Origin of the sequence: Pseudomonas sp. B21-035 (genome assembly GCF_024748945.1) — a bacterium.
Lineage (GTDB): Bacteria > Pseudomonadota > Gammaproteobacteria > Pseudomonadales > Pseudomonadaceae > Aquipseudomonas.
The window spans coordinates 3459187-3472436 of sequence record NZ_CP087179.1 but is presented as its reverse complement, the minus strand read 5'-3'; the positions used below and the strand labels follow the sequence as shown (position 1 = coordinate 3472436).

The following is a 13250-nucleotide window of genomic DNA, read 5'->3' as shown; positions in this document are numbered from 1 at the left end:
CCACAGTCTGTGTCCAAACACAGATCAGCCAGGAATCATCGCAAAGCCGACACCGAAGCGGTTCCAGGCGTTGATGGTGGCAATGGCCAGGGTCAGGTTGACCACTTCGGCTTCGCTGAAGTGTTCGAGCAGCGCGCGGTACTGGTGCTCCGGGGCGCGCTGGTCGGGCAGGCGGGTCAGGCTTTCGACCCAGGCCAGTGCCGCCCGCTCGCGCGGGCTGAAGAATTCGGTTTCGTCCCAGACGCTCAGGGTCTGCAGGCGCGCTTCGCTTTCGCCGCTTTTGCGTGCATCGTTGGCGTGCAGGTTGACGCAGTAGGCGCAGCCATTGATTTGCGAAGCACGCAGGCGCACCAGCTCCAGCAGCGAATTCTCAAGCCCCGATTTACCCAGGGCCATTTCCAGGCCGACCATGGCTTTGTAGGCTTCAGGCGAGTGTTTGGCCCATTCGATACGATTGCTCATTGCTGCTCTCCGCTAAGGTCCGCCACAGGCGGCGATGGCGCTACCTTAGCGCCAGGTACGGCGTACTCGAATAGCCAATTTTGCCCTTTGTCAGGAGGCCAATCAGTCAAGGGCCTGGAGCACGTCGCGCAGGCGGTCCAGGGCCGGGTCGATGTCCAGCCGTTCGATGGCGCCAAAGCCCAGCAGCAGGCCCTGGCGCACCGGCACGCGGGCATGGAAGGGCGCCAGTGAATACAGGCCGACCTCGACCTTGCGCGCCATGCTGATCAGAAACTCGACATCCAGCTCGCCCCGGGCCAGGGCGCTCAGGTGATAACCGGCAGTGGCCGGCACTACCTCGAACCAGGGCGCAAGATCACCCTGCAGGCGGGCCAGGATGCATTCGCGGCGCGCGGCATAGACTTCATGCACGCGGCGGATGTGCTTTTGCAGCGAGCCTTCGCTGATGAACTGCGCCAGTGCCCACTGGTTGAGGGTCGGGGTGTGCCAGTCGGTCAGTTGCTTGGCGATGCAGATCGCCTCGCGCAGCGCTTCGGGGACGATGCAGTAACCCAGGCGCAGCTCCGGCAACAGTGTTTTGGAGAAGGTCCCGACATAGGCCACCAGGCCGTGGCGGTCGAGGCTTTGCAACGAGTCGGTGGGCCGCCCTTCATAGCGAAACTCGCTGTCGTAGTCGTCCTCGATGATGATCGCGCCCAGCGCTGCGGCACGTTCGAGCAAGGCCTGGCGGCGCGCCGGGCTCATCGGCATGCCCAGCGGGAACTGGTGCGACGGGGTGACGTAGATCAGCCGTGTACCCTCGGCGATCTGCTCGACGCACATGCCCTCGGCGTCGACCGGCACGCATTGCAGCTCGGCGCCCTGGGCCAGGAACAACTGGCGCGCCGGGGTGTAGCCGGGGTCTTCCATGGCCACCTGGCAACCGGGTTCGACCAGCACCCGGGTGATCAGGTCCAGGGCTTGCTGGGCGCCGTTGCAGACCACCACGTCCTGGCTGCTGCAACGCACGCCGCGGGCGAAGGCGATATGCCGGGCGATCGCCTCGCGCAACTCCGGCAGGCCCTGGTGGGCGCTGTAGCGGGCGCTGCTGTGGCGGATCTGGCGCAGGGCGTATTGGCTGCAGCGGCGCCAGTCATCGAAGGGGAACTGCACCTTGCTCGAGGCGCCGCCGATAAAGTCGTAGCGCAACATCGGCAGTTTGAGGTCAGCCAGCGGGTTGGCCCGGGCCTGCCATTTGGCCAGGGTGGCGGCGCTGGCCAGGGGGATGCTGGTACTGGGTGGTGGGTTGCGGGTGGCGGCAGGGGTGATAAAGCTGCCTTTGCCGACCTGGCCGCTGAGCAGGTTGTCGTAGGTCAGGCGCGAATAGGCTTCGGCCACGGTCTTGCGCGACACCCCCAGTTGCTCGGCCAGCAGGCGGCTGGGGGGCAGTTGCGTGCCGGCCGCCAGGCGGCCGCTGTCAATGCCGTCGCGCAACTGCTGGTAAAGCTGCTCGGCCAGGCCCTTGCGGCCTTGCAGGCTGATGTGGAGTTCCATGGTGAGGGGCGTATCCGCAGGCGTTTGTCTGGCGTTCAGGTTACCTGATTCGCTGCCGTTGATCCCCTGGTGCAACGCCTATGCCCGCAGCGCGCCACACTCAACAGGTCGAGGTTCGCCGGCACTGCGGCGAACCGCTTGCGTGCACAGGAGAATCACCATGAGCCTGCGTTATCTGCCGGGTTTGAGCCTGTTGCTGGCGGCGACGGCCCAGGCCGCCACACCGGTGCCGGTCTATCACTATGGCATGCCCGTGGATGTCGCCCGGGTGCTGCAGCTGAGCGAACCGGCCAGCGACACCTGCGAGGTGGTGCTGGCCAGCATGGTCTATGTCGACTCCGCGGGCCGGCAACACAGCCTGCAGTACCTGAAACTGGCCCGGGTCTGCACCGACCGCGGTTAGTCCCAGGCTGGCGCCAGGCTCTCGGGGCTGGTCAGGCGTAGGCCGCTGTCGAGGGCGGCGATCCTGCCCATGTCGTCAGCGCTGAGCTTGAGTTCGCGGGCCTTGAGGTTGCCGGCCAGGTTCTCGCGCCGGGTCGAGGACGGGATCACCGCATAACCCAGCTGCAGGGCCCAGGCCAGGGTCACCTGCGCCGGGGTGGCGCCGTGCTGCGCGGCGATCTGCTTGATCACCGGGTCGTGCAGGACCTTGCCGTAGCCCAGGGTCATGTACGAGGTCACGGCAATCCCCTGGCGGTGCATGAAGTCCACCAGCCTGCGGTTCTGCAGGTACGGGTGCAGCTCGATCTGGTTGGTGGCGATGGCGTCCTTTCCGACCACCTCGATGGCTTGGCGCAGCAGGTCGATGGTGAAGTTGGACACGCCGATCTGCCGGGTCAGGCCCTGCTTTTGCGCTTCGGCCAGGGCGCCCATGAACTCGCTGACCGGCACTGCGCCCTGGGGCGATGGCCAGTGGATCAGGGTCAGGTCGAGGTAGTCGCTGCGCAGCTTGTGCAGGCTGTCCTTGAGGCTGGGGATCAGCTTGTCGGCGGCCAGGTTCTCGGTCCAGATCTTGCTGGTGATGAACAGCTCGTCACGGTCGATGCCGCTGGCGGCCACGGCCTGGCCGACCTCGGCTTCGTTGCCGTAGATCTGCGCGGTGTCGATGGCGCGGTAACCGAGTTCGAGGGCGGTGGCCAGCGAATCGATCACTACCTGGTCCTTGAGGCGGAAGGTGCCAAGGCCAAGGGCGGGAATAGTCATGAGCGGGTTCCTCCGGTGCGAGCGTTGATAAACAAGACGTGCAGTATTGCGACTGTGCCCGCGCAGAAAAATGCCCGTTGCCGCACAAGCTTTTTGCTTGCAGCGCACGAATGCTCCGGCAGTGGTAGCCTTGCAGGGTCAGTCGCAACGGATTCGGCCATGGCCCAGCACAAGCTCAGCATTCGTCAACGCAACGTTGACAACATCCTTCTGGCAGCGGAAAAGGTCTTTGCCGAAAAAGGCTTCGCCGGCACCGCCATGGCCGACATCGCCGAGGCCGCGCAGCTTCCACGCAGCAACGTGCACTATTACTTCAGCACCAAGGCCGAGCTGTACCAGGCGGTGCTGTTCGGCCTGCTCGATGTGTGGAAGCAGGATGCCCTGTGTTTTGAACTGTATGACGATCCGCGCATCGTGCTGAGCAGCTACATCCGCGCCAAGATGAACCATTCGCGCACCCGGCCCCATGGCTCCAAAGTCTGGGCCAACGAGATCATCCATGGTGCGCCGAACCTCGGCGCGGCGCTGGACGACCCACTGTACGACTGGGCGAAAATGAAAGAAGCGAAGATCCGCCAGTGGATCGAAGACGGGCGGATCCTGGCGGTGGAGCCCTCGGGCCTGCTGTACATGATCTGGGCCTCGACCCAGCACTACGCTGACTTCAGCCACCAGGTCGGGCTGCTCAACGATCACCAACCGCTGACGGAGCTGCAGTTCGAACGGGCGGTACAGACGGTGACCAGTGTGATCCTCAGGGGGATCGGGCTTGAGCCCTGATTAAAAGCATCGCTGGCAAGCTAGCGATAGGGCCCTGATCGTCAAAAGCTGAACTCGATCTCCTCGTACAAGCTTCCCGGCTCCAAGCCATCGGTGCTGTGCAACTCGCTCTCCTTGCCCAGCGCCTCCAGCAACGGCCGCCTTGGCACTTCGGTGCCGGCCTCGGGGTTGCCGTGCTTGCCGGGCATGGTCGACAGTACGCTGGTCAAGCGTTGTGGCATGCCAGCCTTGCCGCGTTTGTTGAAGCCGCCCCAGAGGCTTTTTGGCGTGGCATTGAGGCTGCCGTGGTGGCCGACCTTGTACAGGTCGACGTCTGCCAGCAACGCGCGAATGTCCGGCTGGCTCAGTGCGTAACTCCAGTTCTCGATCTGCGCATCGCCCGGGAACAGCAGCTTCTTGCCCGCCACCTCGAACAGCAGGATCAGGCTGGTGTTGTTCATTTGCTTGTCCAGCGCAGTGACGATCTGCAGCAACTGCTCGCCACGGGCTTCGCGCACCCGCCGGGCGATCCAGCGGGTGCTCATCGGCAGCTTGCTGCCACGGGTCGCCGGGTAGTCGGCAAAGGGCCCGGGGTCGTCGTCCGGCGCAGTGACCTGGGCATCGACCAGTTGCCGGTGCAGGTGCCAGAACTCGGCCGGGTCACGGCTGCGCTGCTTGCGGATCGAGGCGCTCTGCTCGACCGTGGGCGGGCCGAGAACATGGGTACGCACACCGGGCAACAGTTCGGCCAGGGCATCTTCGCTGCCAAAAAAGGCATAGGCGTTGCGCTTGCCCATGCTCGCCAGGTTGTTCACCGCGCTGGCGTTGGAGATGTTGTCTTCGCCGATAAACCCCAGGCGCCTGGCCAGCTCTGCGGACAACCCATGCTTGCCCTGGTCGAGCAGCTTGACCACGGCGCTGGCCAGGGCATTCATGCTCTTGAGGGTCTGGGCCATGCTGCGCGCGCCGCGCAGGCCCGGTTGCTCGGGGGCAATGGCGTCTTCGGCCAGCTCCAGCTGTTCGGTCCAGGGTTGCAGCACCAGCTCCGGCGCCAGGCTGCGAATAACATCGCCACTGGCCGTGCCGGCGCGATTGCTGGCAAAGCCGCTGATATGGTCGGCGTGCCGGTGGGTGGCGACCACCGCATCGAGCTTGCCCGCGCACTTGGCCTTGATGTCTTCGGCGATTGCCAGCAGGCGCTGGCCCTGTGCAACGCCCTTGGGCATGCCCATGGAGCCGAAGTCGATCAGCACATGGCGGCGTACGTCACCGGGGTAGTTGAAACGCAGCAAAAAGCAGTCGCCAAAACCGACCTGGTAGGCATAGAGGGTCAGGCTGGTCGGGTTCATGCTTGCTCCTCGCGCAATGGGCCGACCTGCCAGGCGCGCTGGCGGTGCAGTTGCGCCAACGGGTTGCGCAGGTCCAGCTCGCTGGTATCGAGACCTGCCAGGTAGCTCAAGCGCCGCAATTGCCACTGGCCGTCGTTGAGCGGGCGCTGGACGTGATACTTGATGCGCCCGTACTGGTCGAAAATCAGCGTGCCGGCGCCGTAGACGGTGAGCGCGTCGGTGGTCTTGATCCAGGCCGGGCGCGGGCTGATGTTGCACACGCTCTTGAGCTCGGCGCCAAAGATGTTGGCCTTCATGATGTATTCGCACACGCTCTCGCGCAGCAGCAGGCCGTCGGTGCCCAGGCGGATGCTCGGGCGCACCGACACCACCTCGGTGTAGGCGCGCTCGTCGATGCCCAGCACCGCACGGTTCTCCCAGAGAAAACGGAACACCTCTTCGTCGTCGCGCAGCATCGAGTCGAAGTGGCTGTTGCGGTATTGCACCTGGCCGTTGTCGGCAAAGCCGTGCCAGCAGCCGTCGCTGTCGGTGCGCGCTGGTGGCGGATTGATGCCGAAGGCTTCGAAGGTGGTGCGGATGATCAACCGGTAGTCGTAGCGCGAATCGTCCGGGGCCACCTGGGCATCGACGGTGAGCAGGGCGGCCAGGTAGTCGCCGAACTCCAGGTCCAGCGGCGGGCAGTAGTCCAGGGCGCGGATGGCGATGGTCAGCAACTGGTCGGCGGCCTTGGCGCCTTCTTCAACCACTTCGCGCAGGTTGTACAGGTTGTCGCCAAAATTGCCCAGCTCGCCCAGGCGCGCCACCCACAGGGCGAGCATGCTCCGAAGCATGGCGGCGGCGAAAACTTCGCCACGGTTGTGGGCTTCGGCGAACTGCTCGTCGCTCAGGTAATCCGCCGACGGCGGCAGCATCACCGAGCGGCGCAGGGCATTGGCGCGCAGGCCTTCGAGTTGCTGGCCGAACTCTTCGCCGATACCGAACAGCAGCGACTCGGCAAGGTTCTGCGGGCTCAGCTGGTCGCCGTTGAGCAGCCGGCGATCGCCCTGTACGGTGAGCTCGATACGCCCGCCATTGGTCAGGGCGTACTCGATGATTTCGCGCAGGGAAAACACCGACAGCAGCGCCACCACGTCGGCAAAGCCTTCGTGGAAGGCTGCCTGATCGGGCCCCGAGGCATTCATGAAGCCGCCGCGCAGGCCGTCGAGAATCGCGTGGGTGGCCTCGTGGGCAACGATGTCGTGGGACAGGCAGGTGAACACGTGCTGGCCGTCGAGGCCCTTGAAATAGCCGAACATCAAGGCGCGGTCGGCCCGCGAGTAGAAGGCATTGGCCTCGACGAAAGCATGCGGCACCACATGCAACTGGTGGCCCTCGAAGCCCCAGCCGACCCGGCGCCCCAGGGCCATCTCGAAGCGCGCCAGGGTGCGCATGACCACCGCGTAGACGTGCTGGCAGTGGAACGCCGGATTGCCCAGCAGCGCCTCGCCGGGCTGATCGAAGGGGTCGATCATCGCGCCGCTGGTGGCGTCCTGCTGGTAGGAGTGGGCGTGGTACAGCTGGTTGCGCGAGGCGTCGAAGTCGACCACCTTCAGGCGGTAGCCGGTGGGGCCCAGGCCGAGGGTTTCCAGCGGCACGCTGACCCGGGCGAACAGCAACTGGCCGCGGGCATCACGCACCGCCGGGTCCTGGGCGAGGATGGTGAAGGTCTGGCTATTGGCTTTGACGACCATGGGCAGCACTCCTGTGCACCAGGCTTACATCATTGGAAATACTCTCAGGGTAGCTTCAATGGCTCGTATTCCAAGGGCGTTTCGTTGCCCTTGCGGTCGATCCGGTAGTGCTTGCCATCGCGTTGTACGATGGCCTGGCCGTCGCGAAAAAAACCGGGTCTGTCATAGATATAGGGCAGGACCACCTTGCCCTTAAGGTCGATAAAGCCCCATTTGCCTTCTTTTGCCGCGCTCAGCAGATTGTCGTTGATCAGCCGTCCGCCCCAGGTATTGTAGGCGAAGCCGTCGTATTCGAAAGGCAGCACCACTTTGCCGGATGTGTTCATCAGGCCGCTTTTTTTGCTGGCGCTGTCGTTCAGCAGCACATAGCCCTTCTCGGTAATGGGCCGCGAGCTGAAGCGCAGGGGGATCACCTGCTCGCCCTTGCGGTTGATCATGCCGAACAGGTTGCCTTTGGCGACTACCGCCAGGCCATCCTTGGCGTCGTCGAAACCCTCTACCCAGTCATACTCGAACGGCACCACGGTGCGGCCCCGGGTATCGATGTAGCCACACTCGGAATACGTCAGGCAGACGCCTGCCAGGCCATCGCTGAACGGCCCGGGGCGCTTGTAGAGGGTCGGGATGAGCAACTGCCCCTTGCGGTCCATGTAGCCCCATTTGTTGTTGATGCGAACGGCTGCCATGCCTTCGTGGTAAACCGGTTGCAGCTCGATGGACGGCGCAACGATGACCTTGCCGCTGGGGTCTTTAAGGCCATACAGGTCATTTTCCTTGAAACTGACCGGGTCGGCGGGGGTGGCGCTGCAGGCCGCCAGGGCAGCGCCCAGGCACAGTAACGGGAGGGAGCGAAAGAGGGCCTTCAATTCAGTGCATTCCTTGGCAAGGCGAGGTAAGGGCAAGGCGCGCACCTTAGCCGATCGCGCCGCACTTGCCCAGCCATTCAACCGCGGGCGAAAGCCTCAAGGCCGGCGCCTTCGAGGCGGTAGCGCACCCATTCATCCTGGGGCAGGGCGCCCAGGGATTTATAGAACTGGATGGCCGGCTCGTTCCAGTCGAGCACGCTCCACTCCAGGCGCCCGCAGCCGTTGGCCAGGGCTTCGACGGCGATATGACGCAGCAACTGCTTGCCGGCACCGCCACCGCGTTGCTCGGGGGTGATGTACAGGTCTTCGAGGTAAATGCCGTTGCGCCCCAGCCAGGTCGAGTAGCTGTAGAAGTACACCGCATATCCAATGGCCTGGCCGTCGCGCTCGCAAATCAGGCTCAGGGCCTTGGCGCCGTCGTCGAACAAGGTGCGTTCGATGTCGGCCCGGGAGGCGATTACTTCGTGGACGGCGCGCTCGTAGTCGGCAAGCTCGGTGATGAAGGCGAGGATCTGGGCGGCGTCTTCGCGCCGCGCGGGGCGGATGGTCAGGCTCATGGCAGGCTTCCGGCGGGTGAGGTAATCGCCCATGTTAGCCGGAACCGGCCTTGAGCGTCATCGCTTCGCTGCGCAGCCATTTGAGCACCAGGGCAAAGGCCAGGCTGGCCAGCGCAGTCATGCCGGCCAGGGGCCCGGCGCTGCCATCGGAGAGCTGGCCGATGACCAGGCTGCACAGTGCAGTGAAGGCCATCTGGATGAAAAAGAACAACCCCGAGGCGCTGCCGGCGATGGCCGCATAAGGCTGCAGCACCGCCCACTGGCAGGCCGGAATGGCCAGGCCCACCGAGAGCATGATCAGCAGCATCGGCAGGACGATCGCCAGCAGCGCGTCGGGCCACAGCCGGGTGGCGAGCATCAGCAGCAGCGCGCCAGCCAGGTTGAGCACCAGGGCCTGGCCGAGCAAGGCATCGGCGCTGTAGCGGCCACTGCGCCGGCGAAACAGCTGCGAGCCTACCAGGTAGCCACCGACGGTGACGGCGAACACCGCGGCGTACTGCGCCGAACTCAGGCCCAGGCGGCGTTGCAGCAGGGTCGAGGACTCGGCGATGAACGGGAAGTAGGTGCAGTAAACGCAGGCAATCGCCAGTGAATAGCGCATGAAGTAGCCGTCACCGAGCAGGCGCAGGTAGACCTTCAGCACCGGTTGCTGACGCTGCCCGTCCACTTGCGGCGGGCGGGTTTCCGGCAGGCGCAGGGCGATCAGCAGCAGGCTCAGGGCAGCGCTCAAGGTCAGCAGCAGGAAGATCCAGCGCCAGCCCAGGCCGGTTTCGATCAGGCTGCCCAGCACGGGCGCGATCATCGGCGACAGCGCCATACCCATCGACAGGTAGCCGAGCAACTGGCCCTGCTGCTGGCGGTCGAAGTGATCACGCACCATCACCCGGCCAATCACCGCCCCGCAGCAACCGCCCAGGGCCTGGAACAGGCGCGCGGCAATCATCACCTCGACACTGTTGGCCAGGCTGCAGGCAAGGCTTGCCAGCAGGTAGATCGTGCCGCCGAGCAGCAACAGCGGGCGGCGGCCAAAACGGTCGCACAGCGGGCCGCTGATCAGCATGCTCAGGGCGTAGCCGAGCATGTACAGGGTCAGGGTCAGGTGCAACTGGGCATCACTGGCGTGCAGGGCGATGGCGATGTCGGGCAGGGCGGGCAGGTAGATGTCCAGGGCCACCCGCGGCAGGCAGACAATCATCAGCAGCAATAGAAGCCAGGTTCGCGGGCCGGGCGAGGAGGGGGTGGGCATTGAACGGTTCCTTGTGATCGATGCGCAGACCTTAGCGGCCAATGTGGTTTAATCGGCAGCGCCATTAAGAACAAACCTGATTGGACCACTATGCGCACAGGCAAAGCCGCCATCGCCCTCGATCTCCCGCTGCCCACGGCATTGGCCCAGGGCAAGCAGCAAGGCGCCTATGCCGCCCTGCGCGATGCGATCCTCGACAAGCGCCTGGCGGCCGGCAGCCGCTTGCCCTCGACGCGCACCCTGGCCGAGCGTTGGCAGCTGTCGCGGGGCACCCTGGAGCTGGTGTTCGAGCGTCTGCGCGATGAGGGCTATGTCAACCGGGTGGCCGGCTCCGGTACCCGGGTGTGTGCAGTGGTGCCTGACGCCTTTATCGCTGCTGGCAGTGAGCCGGCAGCGGCGCCGGCGTGCCAGCCGCTCAGCGCACCGAGCACGGCCAGCGGCGCCGGTGTGCAGGTGGGTGTGCCGTTTGTCGCGCGCCTGGCCGACCCGGCGCTGTTCCCGCTCAAGGCCTGGTCCCAGGCGCTGGCCAAGGCCCTGGCGACAGCGCCGGCAGCCTTGCTCAGCTCGCCGGATGCGGCCGGGCTGCCGGCCCTGCGCGAGCAGATCGCCGACTACCTGCGCCGCTATCGCGGCATCCGCTGCACTGCCCAGGACTTGATCGTCACCAGCGGCATTCGCCAGTGCATCGACCTGTTGGCGCGCAGTGTGATCCGCCCGGGCGACAAGGCCTGCGTCGAAGACCCCGGCTACCGCACTGCCAGGTCGCTGTTTGCGCGGGCCGGGGCGCAGGTGGTGGCGGTGCCGGTAACCGCCGAGGGCATCGACGCGCAAGCGCTTGAGCGTCACCTGGATGCCCGCCTGGCCTGCGTGACCCCGGCGCACCAGTCGCCGTTGGGCGTGACCCTGTCGGTGTCGCGGCGGCTGATGCTGCTGGACTGGGCCAAGCGTGCCGAGGCGTGGATCGTCGAAGACGACTACGACAGTGAATTCAACTACAACAACGCACCGCTGCCGGCGCTCAAGGCCCTGGATCACGGCGACCGGGTGATCTACTGCGGCAGTTTCAACAAGACCCTGTTCGCCGGCCTGCGCGTGGGTTTCATGCTGGTGCCGGCGAGCCTGCGCGCACCGTTGCTTTCGACCCTGCAGGGCACCGGCGGCGCGGTCGGGGTTACCGAGCAACTGGGCCTGGCCGAGTACCTGGCCAATGGCAGCTTCGTACGCTACCTGAGGCAGGCGCGCCAGGCCTATCAGCAGCGCCGCGACCTGCTGCTCGCCTGCCTGGCCGAGCATGCGCCGGGCTGTTATGAGGTCAGCGGCCAGCAAGCCGGTTTGCACTTTGTCCTGTGGTTGCCGGTAGGGGCGGATGAGCAGGATTTTTGCCAGCGCGCCGCCGACCAGGGCCTGCAACTGCAACCGATCGGCAGCTTCTGCCAGCAGGTGCAACTGCGGCCTGCGGTGATGATCGGCTTCACCGCCCTGAGCGATGCGCAGCTGCGTTTTGCCGGGCGCAAACTGGCGGCATTGCTGCGCGAGGTTTCTTAATCGGCGGGTAACCGGCATGCTAGGACACGCTCGATTTCCCAAGGCCACTAAAGGAACCTGCGATGACCTGGTCAGCTGCGCAATACAGCACCTTCGAGAACGAACGCACGCGCCCGGTGCGCGACCTGGTGGCGGCGCTGCCCAACCACACAGTCGCCAGCGCCGTGGACCTGGGCTGCGGCCCGGGCAACTCCACGCAAGTGCTCGCCAGCCGCTATCCCGAGGCGCAGGTGACCGGCCTGGACAGCAGCGAAGACATGATCGCCGCCGCCCGCCAGCGTTTGCCGCAGCTGGCCTTCGAAGTGGCTGATATCGCTAGCTGGAGCGTCGATGAGGGTGTCGATGTGATCCTCGCCAACGCCTCGCTGCAATGGCTGCCCGACCACGCGCTGCTGTACCCGCAGCTGGTACGTCAACTGAGGGCCGGTGGCAGCCTGGCGATCCAGACCCCGGACAACCTCGACGAACCGGCCCACCGCCAGCTTCGCGAGATCGCCAAACTGGGCAGCTGGGCCAGCAAGGTCGGTGACCTGAAACTGCCGCCACGGCACACTGCGGCCTATTACTACGATGTGCTCAGCCCCCATTGCCGGCGCGTGGACGTCTGGCGCACCACTTATTACCACCCGCTGGCAGGCGGCGCGCCGGCGGTAGTGGAGTGGTTCAAGGGCTCGGCATTGCGGCCGTATCTGGCGGCGCTGGATGCCCAGGAGCAGGCAGATTTTCTGCAGTATTACCTGCAGGCGATGGAGCAGGCGTATCCGCCTGCCGCCGATGGCACGGTGCTGTTGCCGTTTCCGCGCCTGTTTATCGTTGCTACACGCTAGGCAATGCGCTGCTGACGCCGCGCCTGCCACTGGCGCATTACGCGCAGGTAGACCAGGCCGTTGACCAGCACCACCACCGAGCCGAGCACCAGCTGGATGCCAGGCGTCAGCCCCGCCGGGTAGATGATCGGCCAAATGTAGTGCTCGATGAAACCGCCTTCATAACCGGCCAGGCCCGAGGCCTGGCGCAGGCGGTTTTCCCACTCGGTGAGCGGGCAGGTGAGGTGCAAGAACTCCACGGCCATGCCCCAGCTCATCGCCGGCAGATGCCACCACATCGCACCGCGCCATTTGAGCACCAGCAAACCGCCAAACAGCACGAAGACAATGAACAACAAGTGAAACAGCACCAGACCATCGGCGCCCAGGCGGTAAAGCATGACGATTCCTTCCTCGCGGGGATATTCCTGTAACCGTCATGATATAGGCATTCGCGGGATGGCACGATTGCCATGATCAGTCTGGCCGAGGCATGCTTGGGCCTTTCTGCCCGCGGAGCCCGCCATGGAAGCCTCGACCCTGCTGCTCTACGTTATCGCCGCCAGCGCGGTGATGATCACCCCCGGCCCGGCGATGCTGCTGGCCCTTAACAATGGCGCTTCCCACGGCATGCGCGTGGCCGGTTTCGGCATGGCCGGGGCGATGCTCTCCGACCTGGTGTTGATTGCGGCGGTGGGCTGTGGCCTGGGGGCGTTGCTGCAGGCTTCGGAGCAGCTGTTCAGCGTGGTCAAGTGGGTGGGCGCGGTGTACCTGCTGTACCTGGCCTGGGTGCTCTGGCGGGCGCCGAGCGGGGCCTTGCAACGTAGTACGGTGAGCGCTGGCGCCACGGGGCGTTCGGCCTTCTTGCGGGCCTTGTTCGTCGGCTTGTCCAACCCCAAGGGCTTGCTGTTCTTCTCGGCGTTCCTGCCGCAGTTCATTCGCCCCGAGCAACCGGTGGCCGAGCAGTACCTAGTGCTGGCGATCACCAGCGCGGCGATCGACGGGCTGATGATGGCCGTCTACGCCTATGGCGGGCGGCACGCCATGCGGCGCTTTTCGGCGCGCACCATGCAGTGGATCAACCGCAGTTGCGCCGGCATGCTGGCGGCGCTGGCAGTGGGCTTGAGCCTGTACCGGCGCAGTGATCTACGCTGAAACCGCGGTACCCCACTTGAACCGAATCTACAGGAACCA

Annotated in this window: 14 protein-coding genes; 5 read left to right on the top strand and 9 right to left on the bottom strand. The window is 65.2% G+C overall.

The annotated features are described in order from the left end of the window. Positions 1-24: 24 nt before the first annotated feature. Together LOY22_RS15735 and LOY22_RS15730 are read right to left on the bottom strand one after the other, a co-directional pair. A complete protein-coding gene (locus tag LOY22_RS15735) occupies positions 25-462 on the bottom strand; it encodes a carboxymuconolactone decarboxylase family protein (RefSeq protein WP_045194084.1) in 438 nt (145 codons plus the stop codon). A gap of 102 nt (positions 463-564) precedes the next feature. Next, on the bottom strand, positions 565-1995 hold the full coding sequence (locus LOY22_RS15730) for a PLP-dependent aminotransferase family protein (RefSeq protein WP_045194083.1): 1431 nt from the start codon (positions 1993-1995) through the stop codon (positions 565-567). 160 nt (positions 1996-2155) lie between these two features. Here LOY22_RS15730 and LOY22_RS15725 point away from each other — a divergent pair, with 160 nt between their 5' ends. Further along, positions 2156-2398 carry a DUF2790 domain-containing protein gene (locus LOY22_RS15725; protein WP_045194082.1) on the top strand — a complete coding sequence of 81 codons (243 nt, stop codon included), beginning with the start codon at positions 2156-2158 and terminating at the stop codon, positions 2396-2398. On the opposite strand, the gene dkgB is transcribed toward LOY22_RS15725, so the two are convergent. Further along, positions 2395-3198, bottom strand: coding sequence for a 2,5-didehydrogluconate reductase DkgB (dkgB, locus tag LOY22_RS15720; protein WP_258593869.1), 804 nt, complete (start codon positions 3196-3198; stop codon positions 2395-2397). The two genes, LOY22_RS15725 and dkgB, sit on opposite strands and share 4 nt — an antisense overlap. Positions 3199-3357: 159 nt before the next feature. Between dkgB and LOY22_RS15715 the strand changes: the two genes are divergently transcribed. Next, complete coding sequence (locus LOY22_RS15715; RefSeq protein WP_258593867.1) at positions 3358-3978, top strand: TetR/AcrR family transcriptional regulator; 621 nt, start codon at positions 3358-3360, stop codon at positions 3976-3978. Between the two features lie 41 nt (positions 3979-4019). Here LOY22_RS15715 and LOY22_RS15710 read toward each other — a convergent pair whose 3' ends face one another. From LOY22_RS15710 to LOY22_RS15690, 5 genes are all read right to left on the bottom strand, one after another. After that, positions 4020-5306: a hypothetical protein gene (locus tag LOY22_RS15710; RefSeq protein ID WP_258593865.1), complete on the bottom strand. Its 1287-nt coding sequence runs from the start codon at positions 5304-5306 to the stop codon at positions 4020-4022. Next, positions 5303-7036, bottom strand: coding sequence for a hypothetical protein (locus LOY22_RS15705; protein ID WP_093381594.1), 1734 nt, complete (start codon positions 7034-7036; stop codon positions 5303-5305). The genes LOY22_RS15710 and LOY22_RS15705 overlap by 4 nt, the downstream gene beginning before the upstream one ends. 44 nt (positions 7037-7080) lie before the next feature. Beyond that, on the bottom strand, positions 7081-7902 hold the full coding sequence (locus tag LOY22_RS15700) for a WG repeat-containing protein (protein ID WP_176794246.1): 822 nt from the start codon (positions 7900-7902) through the stop codon (positions 7081-7083). A 77-nt stretch (positions 7903-7979) separates the two neighbouring features. Beyond that, positions 7980-8459, bottom strand: a complete 480-nt coding sequence (locus LOY22_RS15695) for a GNAT family N-acetyltransferase (RefSeq protein ID WP_045195638.1) — start codon at positions 8457-8459, stop codon at positions 7980-7982. A 34-nt stretch (positions 8460-8493) separates the two neighbouring features. Continuing rightward, entirely contained in the window at positions 8494-9705 is a 1212-nt protein-coding gene (locus LOY22_RS15690) for a multidrug effflux MFS transporter (protein WP_258593862.1), read from the bottom strand. Between the two features lie 90 nt (positions 9706-9795). On the opposite strand from LOY22_RS15690, the gene LOY22_RS15685 reads away from it, so the two are divergent. Both LOY22_RS15685 and tam read left to right on the top strand, forming a co-directional pair. Beyond that, on the top strand, positions 9796-11250 hold the full coding sequence (locus LOY22_RS15685; protein ID WP_258593860.1) for a PLP-dependent aminotransferase family protein: 1455 nt from the start codon (positions 9796-9798) through the stop codon (positions 11248-11250). A gap of 62 nt (positions 11251-11312) precedes the next feature. Next, a complete protein-coding gene (gene tam / locus LOY22_RS15680) occupies positions 11313-12077 on the top strand; it encodes a trans-aconitate 2-methyltransferase (RefSeq protein WP_093381607.1) in 765 nt (254 codons plus the stop codon). Here the strand turns inward: tam and LOY22_RS15675 are convergent. Beyond that, the gene (locus LOY22_RS15675; RefSeq protein WP_093381611.1) at positions 12074-12457 is read right to left on the bottom strand and encodes a DUF2784 domain-containing protein; all 384 of its coding nucleotides are present in this window, start codon (positions 12455-12457) and stop codon (positions 12074-12076) included. The genes tam and LOY22_RS15675 overlap by 4 nt on opposite strands. Before the next feature lie 124 nt (positions 12458-12581). Between LOY22_RS15675 and LOY22_RS15670 the strand changes: the two genes are divergently transcribed. Then, positions 12582-13211 (top strand): LysE family translocator, encoded by a 630-nt coding sequence (locus LOY22_RS15670; protein WP_093381613.1) that lies wholly within the window; start codon positions 12582-12584, stop codon positions 13209-13211. The last annotated feature ends 39 nt before the right edge of the window (positions 13212-13250 follow it).